The organism is Chryseobacterium defluvii (genome assembly GCF_003634775.1).
Taxonomy (GTDB): Bacteria; Bacteroidota; Bacteroidia; order Flavobacteriales; family Weeksellaceae; genus Chryseobacterium; species Chryseobacterium defluvii.
This window is the reverse complement of record NZ_RBXB01000001.1, coordinates 171,200-193,863: the sequence shown is the minus strand read 5'-3', so window position 1 is coordinate 193,863 and position 22,664 is coordinate 171,200. Positions and strand designations below refer to the sequence as shown.

The 22,664-nt window shown below is 38.6% G+C and carries 16 protein-coding genes and 1 tRNA gene; 1 reads left to right on the top strand and 16 read right to left on the bottom strand.

Annotation, left to right across the window (positions count from 1 at the left end):
- Positions 1-22 precede the first annotated feature (22 nt).
- The 11 genes from BCF58_RS00875 to tuf all read right to left on the bottom strand — a co-directional run bounded on the left by BCF58_RS00875 (position 23) and on the right by tuf (position 13,082).
- A complete protein-coding gene (locus BCF58_RS00875; protein ID WP_121459916.1) occupies positions 23-3,700 on the bottom strand; it encodes a DUF11 domain-containing protein in 3,678 nt (1,225 codons plus the stop codon).
- Between the two features lie 187 nt (positions 3,701-3,887).
- The gene (locus BCF58_RS00870; protein ID WP_121459915.1) at positions 3,888-6,473 is read right to left on the bottom strand and encodes a T9SS type A sorting domain-containing protein; all 2,586 of its coding nucleotides are present in this window, start codon (positions 6,471-6,473) and stop codon (positions 3,888-3,890) included.
- 50 nt (positions 6,474-6,523) lie between these two features.
- A complete protein-coding gene (locus BCF58_RS00865; RefSeq protein WP_121459914.1) occupies positions 6,524-7,738 on the bottom strand; it encodes a hypothetical protein in 1,215 nt (404 codons plus the stop codon).
- 581 nt (positions 7,739-8,319) lie between these two features.
- On the bottom strand, positions 8,320-8,688 hold the full coding sequence (rplL, locus tag BCF58_RS00860) for a 50S ribosomal protein L7/L12 (RefSeq protein WP_072997912.1): 369 nt from the start codon (positions 8,686-8,688) through the stop codon (positions 8,320-8,322).
- Between the two features lie 46 nt (positions 8,689-8,734).
- Positions 8,735-9,328, bottom strand: coding sequence for a 50S ribosomal protein L10 (gene rplJ, locus BCF58_RS00855; protein ID WP_121459913.1), 594 nt, complete (start codon positions 9,326-9,328; stop codon positions 8,735-8,737).
- 18 nt (positions 9,329-9,346) lie between these two features.
- Positions 9,347-10,039, bottom strand: a complete 693-nt coding sequence (gene rplA, locus BCF58_RS00850; protein WP_121459912.1) for a 50S ribosomal protein L1 — start codon at positions 10,037-10,039, stop codon at positions 9,347-9,349.
- An 11-nt stretch (positions 10,040-10,050) separates the two neighbouring features.
- Positions 10,051-10,497 (bottom strand): 50S ribosomal protein L11, encoded by a 447-nt coding sequence (gene rplK, locus BCF58_RS00845; protein ID WP_027375531.1) that lies wholly within the window; start codon positions 10,495-10,497, stop codon positions 10,051-10,053.
- Positions 10,498-10,987: 490 nt separating this feature from the next.
- The gene (gene nusG, locus BCF58_RS00840) at positions 10,988-11,530 is read right to left on the bottom strand and encodes a transcription termination/antitermination protein NusG (protein WP_121459911.1); all 543 of its coding nucleotides are present in this window, start codon (positions 11,528-11,530) and stop codon (positions 10,988-10,990) included.
- A gap of 19 nt (positions 11,531-11,549) precedes the next feature.
- Positions 11,550-11,756: a preprotein translocase subunit SecE gene (gene secE, locus BCF58_RS00835; RefSeq protein ID WP_121459910.1), complete on the bottom strand. Its 207-nt coding sequence runs from the start codon at positions 11,754-11,756 to the stop codon at positions 11,550-11,552.
- A gap of 12 nt (positions 11,757-11,768) precedes the next feature.
- Positions 11,769-11,839, bottom strand: a tRNA-Trp gene (locus BCF58_RS00830).
- A 55-nt stretch (positions 11,840-11,894) separates the two neighbouring features.
- Complete coding sequence (gene tuf / locus BCF58_RS00825; protein WP_121459909.1) at positions 11,895-13,082, bottom strand: elongation factor Tu; 1,188 nt, start codon at positions 13,080-13,082, stop codon at positions 11,895-11,897.
- Between the two features lie 342 nt (positions 13,083-13,424).
- Between tuf and BCF58_RS00820 the strand changes: the two genes are divergently transcribed.
- Positions 13,425-14,921: a DUF4394 domain-containing protein gene (locus tag BCF58_RS00820; protein WP_121459908.1), complete on the top strand. Its 1,497-nt coding sequence runs from the start codon at positions 13,425-13,427 to the stop codon at positions 14,919-14,921.
- Between the two features lie 71 nt (positions 14,922-14,992).
- Here BCF58_RS00820 and BCF58_RS00815 read toward each other — a convergent pair whose 3' ends face one another.
- The 5 genes from BCF58_RS00815 to BCF58_RS00795 form a co-directional block, all read right to left on the bottom strand.
- The gene (locus BCF58_RS00815) at positions 14,993-18,091 is read right to left on the bottom strand and encodes an efflux RND transporter permease subunit (RefSeq protein ID WP_121459907.1); all 3,099 of its coding nucleotides are present in this window, start codon (positions 18,089-18,091) and stop codon (positions 14,993-14,995) included.
- Positions 18,092-18,138: 47 nt separating this feature from the next.
- A complete protein-coding gene (locus tag BCF58_RS00810; protein WP_121459906.1) occupies positions 18,139-19,224 on the bottom strand; it encodes an efflux RND transporter periplasmic adaptor subunit in 1,086 nt (361 codons plus the stop codon).
- A 2-nt stretch (positions 19,225-19,226) separates the two neighbouring features.
- Entirely contained in the window at positions 19,227-20,483 is a 1,257-nt protein-coding gene (locus BCF58_RS00805) for a TolC family protein (protein WP_228434697.1), read from the bottom strand.
- Positions 20,484-20,546: 63 nt separating this feature from the next.
- Positions 20,547-21,911, bottom strand: coding sequence for an ATP-binding protein (locus BCF58_RS00800; RefSeq protein ID WP_121459905.1), 1,365 nt, complete (start codon positions 21,909-21,911; stop codon positions 20,547-20,549).
- A 1-nt stretch (position 21,912) separates the two neighbouring features.
- A complete protein-coding gene (locus BCF58_RS00795; protein WP_121459904.1) occupies positions 21,913-22,593 on the bottom strand; it encodes a response regulator transcription factor in 681 nt (226 codons plus the stop codon).
- Positions 22,594-22,664: the final 71 nt, after the last annotated feature.

Sequence of the window (22,664 nt, the reverse complement as noted above, 5' to 3'; positions counted from 1 at the left end):
AATTTTAATTATACAAATAAGGTTAAGGACATGTTTGCGTATTAAAACAAGCCCATCCCGCAGGGGTACCCGTGGTATTTACCTGAAGACAGTCTAAGGTAACATTATACACCATCATCCCTTCTACAAGATCAGCAGCAGGAATTGCAGCGATTTGTGCCGTAGTAAGCCTGTTGAGAACAAATCCTTTTGTTTTGGCTTCCAACACAGTCCATGCTCCTTTTCTTACCATTGGCCAGTTATTCCCTGATGTATTATTTCCGGCTCTTCCCAGCGAAGTAATTCCCTGAGGGGTATCCAAAATAGTTCCTGCAGTCACTGCCGGCCTGTAGCACGCTGCCTGAGTATCCGTATCTGTTGCAGTATTGTTGGCAGGAGTTCCATCAGTGCTATTGGAAGGTGAAGTCACAGTAACCGTATTAACAAGGTTTCCTGAATAAGAAACAGGGATATTCACCACTATAGTATAGGTTACAGTGCCTCCAACAGGAAGGCTTACCACATCATTAATTGCCCCGGACTGGGTTCCCGTCACAGAAGTCGTGGCTCCGCCAGCTACAGCAGCAGTATAGGAAACATTCGCTGAAGGAATTCCTGCAGGCACAGGATCTGCCACAGTAGCTCCTAAAACCCCAAAAGGACCATTATTACTTACAACTACCGTATAAGTGGTACTGGTTCCCGGAGCATATGATGTAACGCCATCTGTTTTGGTTACAGCCAGATCTGCACTAAATGCTATTGGCGTGGTAACACAATGTGCACCATCATTTGCCGAACTTGCAGGAGCTCCGGAAATAAGAACTCTTTGTCCTGTAGTAAGATTAAACTGATAAAACCCTCCCGCATTATCAACACCATACATTTCACCGGTACTTGATGCGAACATAGCTCCAAAGTTTACCGCTCCCGGCGTAATTCCTATTGGAGTAACAGCTCCCGTTGTAGGATTAATGGATACCAACTGTCCGTTTACTGAATTCACACCATATAAAAGTCCGGTTGTCACACTATACGCAATATCCGGCAAAGTATTACTTGCAGAAAGCGTTACTAATGTTGCCGTTAATGTCGTAAGGTTTATCCTGTATAGCTGGTTATTGTTTGTATTTATTTTTACATAATAGTTGCCCAGGTTATCTATTTCTCCGGAATTATATATAACTCCCGAAGGAAGACCTGTTACAGCACCTAAAGCAATAGAAGTCCCATCTGTATTAATAACTACAATATTATTTGTATTAGCTACCATACCATACATATAGCCGTTCAATGGGTTAATTCCAATTGCATTATAATTAGAAGAAGCTGTTCCTATAAGCGGATAAGTGAATGGATTAGTAGTCGTATTCACATTATAAAGACTTGCCGTCTGAGAAAGATACATTGCACTCGTACAACCAAAAGCATTGGCACACTGAACATCTTGAATGCTTGCATTTGCAGAAGATCCAACGCCTTGCCCCTGGTCTGAACCCACATCTGCCGCTCCGCCTGTATTTACAAGAACAGGCACCCCTTGAGCATCTACACTCCCTGATATACTCCCATTTGCATTAATCTGTGCTTTGGTTACATTTTCATCTCCTTCAATAGAATCAAAGCAACCATCTCCGTCGGAGTCCAGGTCAAGATAATCCGGAGTTCCGTCCCCGTCCGTATCTCTGTGATTACAGAAAGTGACCGTATTCTGTGAAATGGTTATAAGCCCTCTGTTTCCAGCATTTGTCGCTCCTGTCCCTGCTGTACTTGTAAATGCCGTGTAATCCCAGGTATAAGTATTGCCATAACTCACCCCAAAAGGCAATGTGCTCGCTCCAGCTCCTGTATTAGTGGTATTCTGGAATTCCATTCTTGCATAATATCCACTTCCCAAAACTGCACCAGAATTAGCTGCATTGAAAGATGAAAAAAGATCCAATGAAGTATTACTGCTATAAGAAGAAGTTCCTGTCACCGTTGGTAAATTTCCTATGGTGGTGGTAAAGGTTCCCAACTGGGAGATCCTGTTGGTACTCAGAAAATACCTGAACCATGAATCCGATGTATTGGGTGATGCCCCGCTCTGATCTTCAGTGGTTGTATTATTGGTTGGAAGGCCTGTATATAAAGCTGTAGTATTAGGAAGAATTCTAAATTCAGTTGCAGAAGTATTGAATGCACTCCAGGTATGATTCTGCGCATTTACAGTGTTATTGAAATCTGAATAGGAAAAAGGAACATTAAAGCTAGCTCCGAGCGATGGTACAGCGCTACCTGACGTCAATGTATATACCAAATTAAAACTTCCCCCGTTTGCCCCGAAAGTAGCTCCTGCTAAAGTATTGGCCATATTTAATGTATACACACTTTGGGAAGTACAAAATCCTTCTACCGTATCCGAAATCCCATCATTATCATCATCCAGATCCAGGCTGTTATCTATTCCGTCACCATCTGTATCGGTAATAACAGGAGCAGGTGTTACACTTGCTGTATTATTAGTGGTATCAGGATCTATAAGATCTCCGGAAATAGTTGCCGTGTTCGTATAGCTACCTGTGCTTTTTACGGTTGCTATAATTTCCAGATTTGCACTTTGCCCCGCATTAAGATTACCAATGGTCCAAACTCCGGTTCCACTGATATAAGTCCCCGTAGACGCCGTGGAACTAACGTAAGTATATCCTGATGGAAGCAGATCATTCACAACAACTCCGGTGTTATTGGATGCCCCCGTATTGGTTGCGGTAATCATGAAACTCACATTGTTTCCAGCTGCCGGTGTAGAGTTATTTATCGTTTTAGTCACACTTAAATTAGATTCTGCAGCAGTAGCTCCGATCATGAAGCCATCACCTGCTGTTGCTGTTGTCCCATGCCAGTTGGTCCCTGTATTTGCAGTACCTCCACGCATGTATATCCTTAATGTAAGGGTAGTAATGCCTGTTCCGGTAACTTGTACAGTCCCCCTTGATGCATTGGCGGCCGTCCCATCCGGAGTGGTGGCCGAATTCAAAATCTGCGTAGAGGTAACATTCAGAAGAGCAGTCCCTGAAATTTTAGAAAAGGTAACAGGTACATTAGAAGAAACATAATCGAATTCAGTAGTATAGCTCTGTCCGTTAGAAGTACCTCCCAATGCATTGACCTGTAGATAGGGATTGGTAACAGGCCTGCTGAAAGTAAGTGTAAGATCTGCCATCTGCCACCTTTGATTGGTTGCTCTTCCCGCCGCAGTAAGCGGCTGTACATTAACCATCATATTAACCGCCCTGTTTACTGCGACATCTATTCCATTCCCTACTGGTGCACCATTGCTCGTAAAAGGAGTACTCGCAGTGGTACTTCCAAAAGCATTCATTAAAGTAAGAATTGGTTCACCCGGATACCCCATAAACACAGATCCGTTATATCCTGTAAAATTGGTCTGCGCATACTGTTGATTGCTTAAAGTGTAGGTAACATTTAATGCCGTGGGATTTGCGTAGGTAGCAAATGTATTCCCTGTGGGGTTATTGGTGTTATTCCTGAGTCTAATCGTTGTATTACTTACAACGTTAGTTACGTTCGCAGTGGGATTACTATCACCATCTGTCATTTCTAAAGCCGGATTCTGTGCTTTTACAAAGAAAATAAAAAGAAAACCTATAATACAAGGTAGCTTTTTACCAATCCTGTTCCAAGGTTTCTTGGAAAGAAATAAAGATTTATCATTCATAAATTGTTTTTTTTAGATTAATATAAATAAACAACAATTATATATATTAATTATTATTTTACAAAAATATACAATATGAATTAAATACACTAACATGTACAATATTAATTTATTATAATTTTTAAAAGAATAAAAAAAGCTGCCCAAAATGGACAGCCTTTTTCTTGTAAAAAATATTCTACAGCTATTATTTCACAATAATTTTATATGATTTCACTGTAGATTTTGTGTCAATTTTAATGACATACATTCCTGCCGGTAGTGCAGACGTATTAATCTCAGTATTTCTTTCAAACTTATCAGACTTTACAATCTGCCCCTGAATGGAGAAGATGGTATAAGTTCCTTCTTCTGAAGATCTGATATTAAGGTTTTCACCTGCTTTTACAGGGTTTGGATATATTTTAATATCATTGATTGCAGCAGCTGTATCTGAAGCTTTAGAACCTGTGGTTAAACTTCCGTTCTTAGCAAATGAAGCATAAGGAGAAAGTGGAGAATCCGGAGCTCCTTTATTTACAAGATCAGTGTCTACTACAGCCTGGATACCATCTGAATCCGCATCACTAATTCTTGAGATAAATCCACCGCCAAGATCATCCAGATTATCTTTACCAATTACATAAAGGTCATACTGAGATCCGTTAGATGTTAAATCCACAAAGTCAGGCTTATCATCACCGTCTGTATTCCTAAGCGGGTATTTCATAATACCGGAATCAGGTGAAGTCTCTAAAACATCAGCAATGCCATTGTTTCCTTTTGCTACTCCGCTATCAACAATTCCGTTATGATCCGTGTCGATCTGATCAATCACTGAAACAGGGATACCGGATTCAAATAAGTCTAAAACCCCATCATTATCCGAATCCAAATCCAAATAACTTGGCACACCATCACCCGGTACAGCCACAAATACAGGATCCCCATCAGCATCATCATCCTCAAATTTACCATTATTGTTTAGGTCTTCAAGAGCATCAGGAATACCATCATTATCTGAATCTCCGTCACAAGCATCCACAATTCCGTCTCCATCTGAATCCATTGAAGGAGATTTATCATTCACCACCGTGCAACCCTCAGCACAATCCGGAATACCATTTCCATTAGCATCTATACTGTCATCACCATTAGGACATTTATCATTACAGTTGGACACTCCGTCCCCATCATCATCTAACTGAACAAAGGCATTATAAATATAATATTGTTGTGCCAATGTAATACCAATTCCCGGATTGATCTCAATTTTCATCCTGTCAAACGGCTTTGTAGCAGTAAATCCTACATAAAACTGATTGGAAGCCGAGGTAATAAATTGTCCGCTGAACAGACCACCTGACGTTCTGGATTCTGTTACCGTAGTTCCTTTATAGAAGGTAATTGTAATATAATCAAGAGCGTTGATGGTAAAAAGATTGGCACTTTTTGTCAGGGTAAACCCTCCGAATGTTCCGGCAGGATACACACCTGTATTACTTTTTACTGTAAGCCTTACAGTAGGAATCAAAAGATTGATCGGAGATAAATTCACTGTTGCAAAATTGGTGGTATTGGTATCTACAACATTTCCCGGATTTGTAATATTAGTAAGCCCGAAAAGGGTTCCCGAAGCACCTGTCCACGAAGACCCGTACACGATGTCTCCTAACCTGGACGTTCCTGAAGTCTGGATATATTCATTACAATCGCAACCTTGCGGCTCTTCAAAGGCATAGAACACTTTTAACGCACCGAAATTCACTCCTAAAGTTTGAGTTACTTTCAATCTTATTTCATTAAAAGGCTTAGTCGTTGTAAGAGAAATCTTCTGTTTGTTAGAACCAAATCTTAACACTTTAATGTTGATAAGTCCTCCTCCATCACTCAGGTTTTTAGAATCTTGCAGTTGCCCAAACAGATAAGTTTCGATGGTAATATTTTTTAAAAACTCAGCACTTAAAAGTTTCCCCTGATCGTCCGGCTCAATAACAAACCCGGCTTTATTCCCGGCCGGATAAATCTGATTTTTATCCAATACTCCTACCGAGTATGAACCTAATAAACCAGCCGGCAAAACAATCTGTCCATAAGAATTTTTATCCCCATCTCCAATTTTTTCCCTATCAGTAACGTATGATAACGGCGCTAAGAAACTGCTGCTTCCAGATACATTTCCATCTACTCCGCTTCCTGCAATAATGTCATCACAAATACCATTGTTATCCACCGGTACTTTAGTAGGATCAAATGCAAAAGCATAGTATACATTAAGAGCACTAAAGATGGAAAGTGCATTTACCTGATACAGTCTTACTTCATCAAATTCCTTTGTTGTTCTAAGATGTAAGAAAATTCTGGTCTTTGTTCCTCCAAAAGCAGGAACAGATAATAAAGTCGAGCTCGAAGAAGTTTCCTGAAGAACTCCTCCTTTATAAGTACTGATTCTTATATTGCTTAAAAGACTCGCAGTAATGACACTTGTTCCAAGGTCAACATTGAAACCGGTGATATAACCGGCAGGATAAGTAGTATTGGTGTTTTTTACCGAAATTCCGTTTCCACCCACCAACGTAGCAAAGCTACCCAGACTTACACTATTATCAAGATTTGCATCAATAACGGGATTCATACTCCCATTATAACACCCTAAGCAAATTCCATTGCTATTTACCGGCTTCGCTTCTACTCCCATCCCTCTTATTGGAGTATAGCCCTGTGCCAAAACCATTACAGTAGTCACTAAAAACATTAGAACCGTTGTAATTTTCCCGAATAATTCTTTTGTCATTTGTTTTTGTTTAGTTGTTAAATTGTGTGTTTTATTTTATTTGTGCTTTATTATAATGAAGACCAGCCAAAAGTAACGGACGGCGTAGTAGATAATTGTCTGCAACCGTAGAAGTTTCCAACACCTGTGCTTGTATTCAGCCAGTAGATAAGAGTTCCTGCATTGGATGAATCACATGTCAGGCTCGGAACACCCGCTCCTGAATTCGGCTTCAACAAAATCCCTTTGCTCACCTCCAAATCAGCTACATTGGTAGTATTGGGAACCATATTGATTCCTACGTCTGTGATTGCGCTTCCAACAGCTCCCTGCCCCGAAAAAACATGAGCCCCGTTTCCATATACAGTTTGGTTGGCAACACTGTTGGTTGTTCCACTACCGAATACCATTGCATTGGCTGTTCCTGTAACATTATTGTTATTTCCGAATGCATAGTTTCCAGACGTAACCGTGTTGCCTGTACCGAAAACAAAACCATTGGTTGTATTACCGTTTCCAACAGCGAATCCGCCGGCAGGAGAAGTAATTGTATTATTGTTTCCCAATACATACGCACTGCTGTTATCCCCTGAATTGCCATTTCCAATTAACTTGGCCCCATTGGTAGCATTATTATTCGCCCCCACAGCAACGCCCGGAAAGTTTGCTGCTGATGCAGAAACTGTATTATTTCTTCCTAAGGCAATACTTGAAGAAGCTGCATTGGAGATAGTATTGTTTGACCCCCATGATAAAGAAGCAAAAGGAGCCACAGTATTAGAGTTCCCCCCTTTTAATGAACCATTTATATCTAATACGGCATGGGTCTGATTGGCTGTAACAATTACAAGGTCATCACCAACTCCTTTTGTTCCCAGATAATTGGTTGAAGCCGGAGCATTTCCTAATGTTTCCGCAACAGTTCCAATTTCTGCATCAGTGTTTCCAGAGGTACGCCAACCAACATCATTTCTTACCCACAAGGTCCCATTAAAATAATAATAACCCGGAACAGTTACATTAATCGTTTGTCCCGCAGGAGCACTATCTGCTACCGTTACATATACCATTGCTCCTGTTTGAGAAGCTGTATAAACGGCAGATTTTGCTCTTAGCTGATCGCCTGTAAGCCTTGGAGCAATCATCCCGTCAGCTTTGGTAATGTTTGCAGGAAAGCCTACTACATCTAAAGTAGCTGCCGGCTGATTTGTATTAATTCCAACTTGTGCATTTGCCAAAAAAGCAGTAGAAGATACAACTGCAAGCGTTAATAATCTGTTTTTCATTTTGTAATAATATTTGTTGTTTTTTTATGTTCTATTTTAGAAAAAAGAGTTTAAGAATTTACTACTATGGATGACTGGAGTTTATCCCATCCCTATTTGTGCACTCCTAATACCTTAAAAAAAACACACATTAGATTATCCTTGTACAGGATCAACATCATTACCATCAGATTATGCAGAGCTATAGAAAGTCATATTAACAAAATTTTCCGCAATTGCCTTATTGGCGAATTAAATTTTCCTTATAGCTCTCCAAAGTGGATACAATCAAAAAATAATTTTAAAAAAAGAAAATAATTTCTTTTCAAACTATGTGTGTTTTTTTCCGATGCAAATATAATGATTTTTTCAAAAAAAAGTTCTATTTTTTAATAATTAACATTAAAATTGAAAATTTTATTGAATTTTAATCATAAAACAATGTATTTTTTTTGTTAATTAACAAAAAATAATGTTATATTTATATTTATTTACTAACAATATTTAAATACCTTTATAAATAACTCACAATTTAATGAGTTTATAGAAATAATAAAGCCCGGGCAATTGCCCGGGCTAATTATTTTTAGAGTTCAATTGAATTATTTCAATTCTACTTCAGCACCAGCTTCTTCTAATTGCTTCTTAAGAGCTTCAGCCTCGTCTTTAGATACACCAGTTTTGATTGGAGCTGGAGCACCGTCTACGATATCTTTAGCTTCTTTAAGACCAGCACCAGTTAAATCTTTTACTAATTTAACGATAGCTAATTTAGAAGCACCTGCAGACTTAAGAATTACGTCGAATTCAGTCTTTTCTTCAGCAGCTTCACCTGCACCACCTGCAGCAACTACTACAGCAGCAGCAGCTGGCTCAATTCCGTACTCATCCTTAAGGATAGCAGCTAATTCATTTACGTCTTTTACTGTTAAGTTTACTAGCGTTTCAGCTAAATTTTTTAAATCTGACATTGTTCTAATGTTTTTGTTGATTATTTATTTAATTTTTTGAGTGTAATTATTCAGCAGCTGGCGTTTCGTCAGTGCTTTCTGCAGCAGGAGCTTCCGGAGCTTCAGCAGCAGGAGTTTCTTCCACAGCAGGTGCAGCTTCTTCAGCTTTAGCTTCTACTGTTTCAGGTTTGTTTTGAAGAGCAGAAACAACTCTCTGGATTGGAGACTGAAGTAATCCGATGATTTCACCGATCATTTCTTCTCTAGACTTGATGTTTGCCAACGCATCTAGGTTGTTGTCACCAACATAGAAAGTTTCCTGAAGATAAGCTGATTTTAAGGCCGGCTTTTCTTCTTTCTTTCTGAAGTTCTGGATTAGTTTTGCAGGAGCGTTTGCCGTCTCAGAAATCATTAAAGCTGAGTTTCCTTTGAAAGATTCAAACATCTCAGAGTAATCTACCCCTTCGATTTGCTCCATTGCTTTTTGTAAAAGTGTATTTTTTACCACTTTCACTTTGATATTTTGTTTGAAAGCCTGTCTTCTGAATTCTGAAGACTTAGCAGCGTTCAATCCTTCTAGATCTGCTACGTATACTACCTTTGCATCCTGAAGCAAATCTTTGATCTCTTGTATTGCTACAACTTTTTGGTCTTTTGTCATTGTCTTAAGGATTTAATATTAGTTAACAGATTTAGTATCGATTGCAATCCCCGGGCTCATTGTAGAAGACAAGTAGATGCTTTTCACATAAGTTCCTTTAGCAGCTGTCGGCTTCATTTTGATCAATGTCTGGATTAATTCCTGAGCATTTTCTTTCAATTTAGCAGCATCAAAAGATACTTTTCCGATACCTGCATGAACGATACCATATTTATCTACTTTGAAATCAATTTTACCAGCTTTTACTTCAGTAACTGCTTTACCAATTTCCATAGTTACAGTACCTGATTTAGGGTTAGGCATCAAACCTCTTGGTCCTAATACTCTACCCAAAGGTCCTAATTTACCCATAACAGCCGGCATAGTAACGATAACGTCAACATCTGTCCAACCGTCTTTGATTTTTTGTAAATATTCATCAAGACCTACATAGTCAGCACCAGCTTCTTTAGCTTCTGCTTCTTTATCTGGAGTTACTAAAGCCAAAACTTTAACATCTTTACCAGTTCCGTGAGGAAGAGATACAACACCTCTTACCATTTGGTTTGCTTTTCTTGGATCTACACCCAATCTTACAGCGATATCTACAGAAGCATCAAACTTTGCAGTGTTCACTTCTTTTACAAGAGCTGAACCTTCTTCAAGGTTATAGATTCTTCCTTTTTCTACTTTGCTTAAAGCTTCCTTTTGCTTTTTTGTTAATTTTGCCATTTCTATTAGTTTTAAGCGTTAAAAGTTGGTTTAGTTCCTGTTACTCTTAATCCCATAGATCTAGCAGTACCTGCAACCATAGAAACTGCAGAATCCATTGTAAAGCAGTTAAGATCTGCCATTTTGTCTTCAGCGATTTTCTTCACCTGATCCCAAGATACAGAACCTACTTTGTTTCTGTTTGGTTCTCCGGAACCTCCTTTGATCTTAGCCGCATCCATTAACTGGATTGCTGCAGGTGGAGTTTTAATTACGAATTCAAAAGATTTGTCTTCGTATACTGTAATTACTACAGGTAAAACTTGCCCTGGCTTATCTTGGGTTCTTCCGTTAAATTGCTTACAAAACTCCATGATGTTCACACCTGCAGAACCCAAAGCTGGACCTACTGGTGGAGAAGGGTTGGCAGCGCCACCTTTCACCTGAAGTTTTACCATTTTAAAGACTTTTTTAGCCATTTTTTGTTTTTTAAATTTGAATAATTAATGAGTTTGGAAGCATTATTATTCAGCAGGTTACCCATTCTCACATTAGATAAACCTACTTTTCGGATTGCAAAAGTATAAAATATTTTTGAAATAGCAAACAGAATATGTTGATTTTTAGAAACATTTGATAATATAACACCCGTTCTGAATATTAATTGATTGGCACTCCATTAAATTCTGTGCCCAATAATGCAACCTATACTAATTTTAAACATATATGTTTCCAAAGTGGCTGATATGAGTTAATTATTTTTCAACACCCTGTTATTTGATCAGCCGATTGGGAACCTGGACATTTCTCAGGCTACCGATATGCAACAAAAAATATTCATTTTAGAGGCGAATGAATTCGTCAGGAGATATCATATCTCAGAAATTCATTAAAAAATAGAATCCGATAGAGAAAACAAAAAGACCACTTGATGAAGTGGTCTTTTATTTATGTTGAAATAAATATTTCTTAGATTTTTTCTACCTGCATGTAGCTTAGTTCCATTGGAGTTTTTCTTCCAAAGATCAGTACAGAAACTTCAATCTTCTTCTTATCCTCAAGGATTTTTTCTACTGTTCCGTTGAATCCGTTGAATGGTCCGTCAATTACTTTAACGTTTTCACCAACTACGTAAGGGATTTCAACATCGGTAGCAAATTCAGAGAGCTCATCCATTCTTCCCAACATTCTGTTCACTTCTGATTTTCTCATTGGAACAGGATCTCCACCCTTTGTTAAGCTCAAGAAAGAAATAACTCCCGGGATATTCTTAATAATATGAGGAATCTCTCCCATCAGATCAGCTTCGATCATCAGGTAACCAGGATAATAAGGTCTTTCCTTAGGAACTTTCTTACCGTTTCTAAGTTGGATAACCTTTTCCATAGGAATAACCACTTGAGTAACGTACTGCTCAAACCCTAAACGTTTGATTTCTGTCTCAATATAGTTTTTCACTTTATTTTCCTGTCCGCTGATTGCTTTCAGCACATACCATTTCAATTCGCTCATTATGGGAAAATACTTTTTGTTAGTTGAACACGTTGATTAGCATTCCTATTATGTTGCTGATTGCTTTAGAAAACAATTCATCAACTCCAAAGGTAAATAACGCAAGAATAACAGTGGCAATGGTTACAACGATAGTAGAAGACTGTAAGTCACTCCACTTTGGCCATTCAACTTTATGTCTGAATTCGTTATAAGAACCTTTTAAAAAATCGATAAATGAACTCATAATTTTTATTTGCACGGGCACAAGGATTCGAACCCTGATCAACGGTTTTGGAGACCGGTATCCTACCATTGGACGATGCCCGTAGATAAAAAGCTCCGCAAGAGATTCCTTGCGGAAGCTTTATATTATTTTAAGATATTAATCTAAGATTTCAGTAACCTGACCAGCACCAACTGTTCTACCTCCTTCTCTGATCGCAAATCTAAGACCTACGTTAAGAGCGATTGGTTGTAACAATTCTACAGTGATTGTTAAGTTATCACCAGGCATTACCATTTCTACACCTTCTGGTAAGAAGATTTCACCTGTAACGTCTGTAGTTCTTACGTAGAACTGAGGACGATATTTGTTGTGGAATGGAGTGTGACGTCCACCTTCTTCTTTAGAAAGGATATAAACCTCAGCTTTGAATTTTTTGTGTGGAGTTACAGATCCAGCTTTAGCAATTACCATACCTCTCTTGATGTCAGTTTTTTCAATACCTCTCAACAATAGACCTACGTTATCACCAGCTTCACCTCTGTCTAGGATTTTTCTAAACATCTCAACCCCAGTTACAGTAGAAGTTAACTTCTCATCACCCATACCTACGATGTCAACAGCATCACCAGTATTGATAACTCCAGCCTCGATTCTACCAGTTGCTACAGTACCTCTACCTGTAATAGAGAATACGTCTTCGATTGGCATCAAGAATGGCTTATCCTGATCTCTTACCGGTTGCTCGATCCAAGTATCAACAGCATCCATTAATTCTTCTACAGTTTTAACCCACTTCTCATCTCCGTTAAGAGCACCAAGAGCAGATCCCTGGATTACTGGAGAGTTATCTCCATCATATTCGTAAGTAGATAATAAATCTCTAAGTTCAAGCTCAACAAGCTCTAATAATTCAGCATCATCCACCATATCCACTTTGTTCATGAAAACAACGATTCTTGGTACATTTACCTGACGGCAAAGTAGGATGTGCTCTCTAGTTTGAGGCATTGGTCCATCAGTTGCAGCACATACTAAGATAGCTCCATCCATCTGAGCAGCACCAGTTACCATGTTCTTTACATAGTCGGCGTGACCTGGACAGTCAACGTGTGCATAGTGACGTTTTTCAGTTTCGTACTCAATGTGAGCTGTATTAATAGTGATACCTCTTTCTTTTTCTTCTGGAGCAGAGTCAATAGAAGAGAAGTCTTTTTTCTCAGCAAGACCCTTGTTAGCTAATACGCTACTGATTGCAGCAGTAAGAGTAGTTTTACCATGGTCAACGTGACCAATAGTACCAATGTTCAAGTGTGGTTTGTTACGATTAAACGTTTCCTTTGCCATGATTTAAAATTATTTATTTATTGTTTATTCAAAATTTCGGTTTGCAAATATAGCGATTTTTTAAATATCAAAACCTTTTTATTAAAAAAATTTTAATATTCAAAATCCAAAGAATTACAAACTCATATTTCTCTGTATTGAGATTGCAAATTTACACAAATTTCTCAATTGAAAAAATCCTAAAAAGGGATTTCCTAAAAAACTCTGTATTTTATGTAAATTATCTGCTATTAGGAATAAAGGAGCCCTCTTTTTCCTATCCTATTCAGGAAAAAAAGTTATTGTAAATCCAAGACAGATAATCTCTCGTATATTCTTTTAATTAACCTAAAAATAAGCATTATGAAAAAGTTTTTACGAGCCTTATTCGCAGTGATACTATTGGGAACTTCTTTATCCTGCAATGATTCAGAAGATTTCAACATGCCTGAAAATACGATTCAGGGACCGGATCTTTTGGTATATGCCGTTACAGCCGCCAATGAGCTGGTTTCTTTCAATGCAAAAAAACCGGGAATGTTCTTATCGAAAAGCGCCATAACCGGAGTTGCTTCCGGAGAACAAATTTTAAGTATCGATTTCAGGCCTTCTACAGGTGAACTCTATGCCTTGTCCAGTGCAAGCAAACTATATGTCATCAATACTTCTTCTTCCTCAGCAAGAGCAATCGGAACTGCATTTACACCTGCCTTATCGGGAGCCATTGCCTCCATTGATTTTAACCCAACCGTAGACCGTATAAGATTAGTGAGCAATACAGGACAAAATCTCCGTCTTCATCCTGAAACCGGAGCAACAGCCGCCACGGATATGTCTATTAACGGCCCGGGAACACCTTCCGTTACAGGCATTGCCTATACCAACAGTAAAGCAGGGGCATCCTCAACAATTTTATATGATATTGACGTTGCTTCAGGAAAACTGTTTAAACAGGATCCACCTAATAACGGAACATTAGTGGAAGTAGGCAGCCTGGGGATTACATTGAACGGACAGGCCGCATTTGACATTAATCCCAATAATAATGTTGCCTTATTAGGAGCGGGCAATAATTTATATTTAGTAGACATAAATAACGGAAAAGCCGGCCTTATAGGCTCGCTTCAGGACCCTATCCGCGATTTAGCCATTCCAACAGAGCCTGTAGCTTACGCGGTGGATTCTTCCAATAATTTACAAATCTTTAATCCTGAAAATCCAAGCCCCATCTCGAAAGCTATTGCCGGGCTTCAGTCAGGAGAAAATATTCTTGGCATAGATTTCCGTCCTTTGAATGGGCAATTATATGCGTTGGGAAGCTCAAGCAGGCTTTACACCATCAATCTTGCTACCGGAGCAGCTACAGCAGTAAACACCACTCCATTCTCAACGGCACTTCAGGGAACTGATTTCGGCTTTGACTTCAACCCTACTGTTGACAGAATAAGAGTCGTAAGCAATACAGGACAAAATTTACGCATCAACCCAAATGATGGTACCATTGCCGCTGTAGACGGAAATATTAATCCAGGTACTCCTGCCGTGACTGCAGCTGCTTACACTAATAATTTTGCAGGAGCTACGGCAACGGTTTTATTTGTTACAGATCATAATAGTGATAAACTTTATCAACAAAACCCACCTAATAATGGAACTCTAATAGAAACAGGATCTTTAGGCATCGACATAAGCAGCGCCAATGGATTCGATATAGGCAGTAAAAGCCAGAAAGCTTATTTAATAGCAACTGTAAATGGCACTACAAAAATATATACCGTAAATACTTCAACGGGAGCGGTGACATCTTTTTCCAATTTCCCTAATGCAGTAAAAGCTTTTTCCATTGGACTAGGATTTTAGCTCGTAACGCGATTTCAATAGGTAGAAGCCCGGGACAAATTGGTTCCGGGCTTCATTATATTAAAAGATGGTCAGATTTCCTGTGATTTCTTTGTTCTGCTAAATATCCAGAAAATAACGGGAAAAATAAGCAATGTAAGTATCGTGGCTGTAATTAAGCCGCCAATAATGACAATAGCCAATGGCTTTTGAGACTCGGAACCAATACCTGTGGATAATGCTGCCGGTAAGAGCCCTATCGAAGCCATTAAAGCTGTCATTACTACGGGTCTTGTCCTTGATTTCACACCATTCAATATGGCTGAATCAAGGGGTAATCCGTTTCTGACATTCTGATGAAACTCAGTGATAAGAATAACTCCGTTTTGAATACATATTCCCAGTAAAGCGATCATTCCCACACCTGCCGAGATCCCAAAATTCATTCTGGTGACGTGGAGTGCAATAATTCCCCCGATCAATGCAAAAGGTACATTAGCCAATACCAGCAATGAATCTTTCATATTCCCGAAAAGAATGAATAAGAGGAAGAAAATCATCAGAATACTTACCGGCACCACCTGGGCCAGTCTGTGGGAAGCTCTCTGCTGATTTTCGAACTGCCCCGTCCAACCGACAGAATATCCATCGGGAAGATCAATTTTTGAGACTTCTTTTTGCGCATCTGCAATAGTACTTCCCAAGTCCCGGTCACGAATAGAAAATTTCACCCCAATATACCGCTTGATATCATCTCTGTAAATAAATGCCGCTCCATTATCTTTAACAATATTGCTGATTTCTTTCAGCGGAATTTTTGTTCCGTCTTGTGTGGGAACCATTAAGGAGGCTATATCATTTTCATCTTTCCTGTATTCCTGGGAGTAACGTAAACGGATGGGGAATTTCCGTTCTCCATCGAACATTTCCGAAGCTGTTTTCCCTCCAAAGGCCATTTCGAGAACGGCTTGTGCATCCGCAGGCATTACTCCGTACGCAGCCATTTTATCTCTGTCCAATACCACACTTACTTCGGGCTGTCCTATATTTTTAATGATTCCCGGATCTTTTACCCCTTCCACATTTTTAATGGCTTTTAAAGCTTCTTCTGCAAGTTTATCTAATGTTGCCAGATTATCTCCATATATTTTAATTCCGTTTTCCGCTTTAAATCCGGCTACTGCTTCTGCTACGTTGTCGGAGATCGGCTGGGAATAATTAAAGGTAATTCCCTGATAGCTCCTGAGCTTTTGATCAATTCCTTCTATAAGCTCTTCATAGCTGATACTTCTCTTCCACTCTTCTTTGGGTTTAAGGTTTACTGCAAATTGAACAAATCCGAATCCGTTTGGATCTGTTCCGTCATTGCTTCTGCCTGTTTGTGCCAAAACATCCGTAACTTCAGGAAAGCTCATGATATCTTTCTTTAAAAGATCTGCGGTTTTCAATGATTCCTTTAATGATGAGCTCATCGGCATTTCTGCAGTGATCCAGAGTGATCCTTCATTCAGTTGGGGTAAAAATTCCGTTCCCAAAAATTTTCCGGAAAACAGGGTAACTCCAAGAAATGAAAGGGCTGCAATTAAGCTTATTTTTTTATGCTTAAAAGTATAGCTGAATCCTTTTAAAACCATTCTGTCCCAAAAATTCACAAACGGGTTATTCTTTTCCTTTACATTTTTATTCAGTAAAAGGTGGGAAAGAACAGGAACCAGCGTTAAAGTAAAAATCAAAGCTCCTATTAATGCAAACCCCAAGGTAAAAGCCAGTGGTGAGAACATTTTACCTTCTACCTTCTGGAATGAGAAAATGGGGATTAATGAGGTGATGATAATTAATTTTGAAAAGAAGATGGCTTTTCCTAATCCTGTCCCGGTTTGCCTGATCCAGCCTGCTTTAGCGAGCTTATTGAATCTTTCCGGACCATATTTATGCGCTTTATGATCGAGCATGACGAAGAGTCCTTCTACCATAACGACGGCTCCGTCGATGATAATTCCGAAGTCAACAGCTCCCAGTGATAATAAATTAGCACTCATTCCCGCTATTTTCAGACACAGAAAAGCGAACAGTAAGGAGAGCGGAATAATGATGGAAACAATAAATGTTGTTCTCCAGTCTGCCATAAAGATCAGTACCATTACAGTGACCAGAATAATTCCTTCGATCAGGTTATGCATTACGGTGTGGGTTGTAAAATCCATCAGATTGTCCCGGTCGTAGAAAGTAACCATTTTTACATCTTTCGGTAATACTTTCTCGTTGAGCTCTTTAATTTTAGCTTTAACGCCGACCAATACTTCACGCGGGTTTTCGCCTTTTCTCATAACCACAATCCCTTCCACCGTATCTTCATGATGATTCAATCCGGCTTGTCCCACTCTGGGCATTGAGCTTTCATGTACATCTGCCACATTTTTAACCAAAACGGGATTTCCACTATCATTCTGGATGGTAATATTTCCGATATCAGCTACAGATTTTACCAAGCCTATTCCTCTTACCACATAAGCCTGTCCGTTTTTTTCAATCACGTCACCTCCTACGTTCAAATTACTTTTCGTTACAGCATCATAGACCTGAAGCGGCGTAAGATTGTATTTATCCAGTGCTCTCGGATCAATGCTCAGTTCAAAAACTTTATCCTGTCCTCCGAAAACATTGATGTCTGCCACTCCGGGAACTCCTCTCAAAGTACGGTCTATCACCCAATTTTGAAGAGTAAGCAATTCCCGGGAATCTTTGGTTTTACTTTCTAACGTATATCGGAAAATCTCACCGGTTGGTCCGTAAGGTGGTTGTACCTCTGGATCTACCTCATCGGGAAGACTGACGGTCCTTAATTGATTATTAACCTGATTTCTGGCAAAAGTATCATCTACTCCGTCATCGAACAGGATTTTAACAATGGACAACCCAAACATCGTTGTACTTCTCACACTGGTCTTTTTCTGAACCGGGCTCATTGCCAATTCGATGGGAGTAGTCACAAACCGCTCTACTTCTTCCGCACTTCGCCCATTCCATTGGGTAATAATGACGATCTGGGTATTGGTAACATCAGGAAAAGCTTCAATAGGCATATTTTTGAAACTTATAAATCCTGCAATCGCCAGTATAGCCACCCAGATAAAGGTGAATGCTTTATTTTTTAATGAGAAGGCAATGATATTTTTGATGAATTTGTTCATAAGATGGTTTTGATGGCTTAAAAAGCCGTTGAAGGAAAAATTTCATTTTAACTGTTCAGAGACCGATAAATCAGCAGTTGATTATTGGTAATTACCTGTTCCCCCTCAGACAATCCTTCAGAAACGTATGTGGTATTTCCGGTTTGCTTTAAAATTTTTATTTCTTTAATCTTTACATCTGTTCGTGATTTAAATATCACTACAAAACTGCGGTTATCATCAAAGATTACTGCATTAGACGGAACGGTGAGTGCCCTATTGTTTTCCGAACTGGTCACTTTGATGGTCGCCTTACTTTCCGGAATTAGCAACCCATTGGCATTATCAAGGACGACTCTCGCTTGCATGGCGTTGGTTTGGGGATCGATAATCTTAAAAATTTTATCAATTTTTCCGTGAAAAATTTTGTCCGGATAAGACAAGGTGGATACTTCAGCTTTCATCCCGAGACTGATTTTATCAATATCGGATTCATTGACATTCATGATGGCCCAAACATTGGCTGTATTGGCGACATCAAAGATATTATCGCTTCTGTCACTTCTCAACTGCATATCTTTATTAATGTTTTTTTGAACAATGTATCCACTGATTGGTGCTACAACACTGTAAATATTTCCTTTTCTGACATTATAAACTGTACTTACCGCAGAAGCTCTCTGCAATTGATCCCGGGCTTTCTGCAATTGGCTTTTGGCTTCCAGGACATCTTTTTCTGTATTCAGTCTGCCTTCATACATTTCTTTGGCGACTCTCACATTATTCTGAGCTATTACCAAATCTGTTTTGGCATCACTTACATCTTTTTGAATTTCCGCCAGCTCCGTACTTCTTATCGTTGCCAAAACCTCTCCTTTCTTTACATAATCTCCCAATTCGACATTTACACTCAAAACATTTCCGCCAACCAAAGGATAAACATCGATATAGCTGTTCTTATCTGCAGATATTTTCCCGTAAAAACTGTAATCATCTTCTATGTATTGTTTCTCAACCTTTGCCAGAGAGATTGATTTTAGCATGGTATTGCTGAGCTCAAATCCTTTTTTAGCTTGCGGTACCGTTTCTTCCTTCTTCCCTGAACAGGAAAAAAATACAAGCATCAGGAATACAGGTATGATATAATTTTTCATTTCTAATAGAAGATTTTTGTTTGTACTAATTGATTGAGCAATTCCATTGACCGTATCACCTCGTTTTTCATGTCATAGATCTGAAGAGCAGTTTGCCTGTAGCTTTCCATGAAATCGGTAAATTCTATAAGGCTTACATTTCGGTTTCTAAAGTTCTTGAGCATTCCATTATACACCAGATTCATATCATCGAGGTCCGTCGTTTTAATTTCCGCTAATTGGTCATACTGATTCTTCCAAGCTTTGAATGCAGACTCTACCTGTGTTTCCAGATCCAGCTTACGGTAAGCTGCATTTTTTTGATTTTGCTGAATGGTGTAGTTTGCTTTTTCAACATTTCCCTGATTGGCTTTCCACAACGGTAAAGGAATTCCTACCATCAGATTTACTTCATTTTTAAAAGTGCCTCCATTTTGATCCCACCCTGCTCCTACGTTCAGATCAGGAACATTTAAAGATTTTTGCCATTGAGCGTATAGCTTACTGTTATCAATCAGTTTTAAATAATACTGATAATCTGCATTATTTTCCAATGCTTTTCTTTTCAGGTCTTCATCATCTCCGAAAGGTTGGGAAGCCAGGATTTCCATTGCCTCAGTATCGGAAAGCAGGGGCTCAATATCTTCTGCAATTCCTGTCAGGACTTTCAAATTCCGTTGCTGTTCTAAAATATTTTTATTGATCCCCTGTTTGTCGTTATTAAGCTGAATAACTATACTTTGTAATCTGACCTCATCTTTAAGTGATACATTACCTTTAGCAGACTGTATCCTATATGCTTTTAGAAGATCATTCATATAGCCTAATTGCTTATTCGTATTTTCCAGTTTCAGATTTTCATAATAAAGATTAAAATAAGCCGTACGAAGTTGAGCCCTCAGATCAATCAGCAATTGAGAAAACTGAAGTTGGGCAAGTTCTTTATTTGATTTTGCAAAAGCTATTTCATTCTTCTTTTTTCCACCCATATAAATTAACTGGGTTACCTGAGCACCTTTTGCATGAGCGATATCAAATATTTTCTTATCTTCAGGATTGTATGCATTGATTTGCCCGCTTAGCTGAGGAAGCTCCCAAATCTTTGCCTGCAGAATATCTGCATCTGCCATATTGATGTTATATTGCTCGGCAAGCAGTTGCAGATTGTTTTTCTGAAAGACTTCTTCACAGTCTGAAAGTGACATCGGGCGCTGTGCTGTCATGAATGAAGAAATGACAACAAACAGTCCGGCAATTCTGTTTATTTTCTCAATTTTCATGAGACAAAATTGCCTTTACACAATTAAAACGAACTTAAAGGGCGCTTAAAAAAAAATTAAATTTTATTTTTTGAAAAATACAGTGAATTTGTTGATGTGCTGTTCAGGGGAAGAATAGGTAATTTCAGCACCATGATACTCAAGAATTCTTTTAACAATTCTAAGGCCTAAACCGGAACCTGAAATATTCTGGGAGTTGTTTCCCCTCATAAAGGCTTCGAATAATTTGGACCGTTCTTCTTCAGGAATAGTATTCCCTTGAGAAATAACATCTACTTTGAGTTCGGAATTGGTTTCAGTAATTAAAACATCAACTTCAATATTATCAGAATATACGGCTGCATTTTTGAACAAATTAATGAATACGATATCCAGTAAAGATTGAATTCCTTTAATTATCAGAAGAGCATTTTCAGAAGTATCCTCAGAGATCAGGAAATCCATTTTAAGGTTCGGGTAACTTTTCTCCACAGCTTCAAAAGCTTCAAAGATCACTTCATCAATTCTTACTTCTTCGTAAATACTCTGAATGTTTTCCTTGTCAAATTTAGTAAGTAACAGCAAAGAGTTCGTTAAATCCGAAAGTTGGTAGACATCCCGTTGAATCTGTTTCAAAGAAGACAATGTTTCCGGAGGATGCTGCTCCAGTTTGATCAGGTTTTCCAGCTGAAAGGCCATTCTTGTAATAGGTGTTCTGATTTCATGGGAAGCACTTGCTGTGAAGTCTTTCTGTGACTGGAATACATCATTTAATCTCACGATCATTGTGTTAAAAGATTTCGCCAGTATATTGATTTCATCTTCAGATTCCTGAACCGGGATTTGGGTTGTCAGCTTATGAGCAGTAACTTCTGAGATTTCTTTATTCAAATTTTCCAAAGGACGCAGAAACCTTCCCATAAAGTAATAGCTGAAAAAGCCTATCAAAAGCACACTCATCACGTAGGCCGTAATTAAAAGATATTTCAGATAGGCCAGTTTAGATTTTCCATTGCTGTCAAATGCACTGGTCAGGATATAATATTTCTCTCCGTTAATGGTTTTTAGAGCCGCATATATTTCCGGAACTGTCTCTTCCGAATATATAGCTTTCTTTTCATCCAATTCTTTCAGCAGGGCATTATCCCAGGTAACATTCCTGTCTTTTATAGTACTGTAGATAAGCTCTTTCCGTTCATTAAAAATCAGGATAGTTTCATTTAAGAGAATATTATCTGAGTTCTCATTAAAAAAAACGGGAGCTTCTTCCCCAAAATCTTTTGATTTAGAAATGAAGTGGGAGGTGAATTCCAGTCTCTGCTTGAATCTCTCCTTAAATTCTTCCCTCCTGAAATCGTTGAAAGATATATAAATAACCGCCATCACTATACCGAATAATAATGAGAAGGCAATACTGATCGTTAATGCTATCTTTCGTTTTAAGGACATTTTACAACGGACTTAGGTAATATCCGAAACCGGAACGTGTATGAATGAGCTTCACTTTAAAATCCTTATCAATCTTTTTTCTTAAAAAATTGATGTACACCTCTACCGTATTGGTGTTGGTATTAAAATTATGTTCCCAGACATGTTCTGTGATCTGTTGCTTGGAAACAGTTCTTCCCTGTGCTTCGGCCAGATACACCAGCAATTGAAATTCTTTCAGGGTAAGGCTGATCTCATTTTTGCCTCTGTACACTTTTTGCTCGGTTTTATTGATGATGAGATCATCAACTCTTATGATGTCCTGGTCTGAATTATCTGCCGGTCCTTTTCTCCTCATCAGGGAATTGATACGTAAAAGTAATTCTTCAAACTGAAAAGGTTTTACCAGATAGTCATCGGCCAGCCTGTTAAAAGCATCTTTTTTATCCGAAAGGTCTCCATAAGCCGAAATAATAATGATGGGGGTATTCTTATCGAAAGAACGAATGGTTTGGCATACATCCAGTCCGTTTATTTTAGGTACATTGATATCCAGCAAATACATATCATAGGTATTGTTTTTAATCTGCCGAAGAAATGTTTCTCCATCATAGATCTTATCACAGGTAAAATGATTAGCTTCCAAAAATTTACACAGTTCTGCAGAAAGGATAAGGTCGTCTTCCAATAAAAGAATATTCATCGAAAATAATTTTACACGAATTTAAAGATTTTTTTAATGGTTTTAATCAAACTATGATCCATACAGCAATT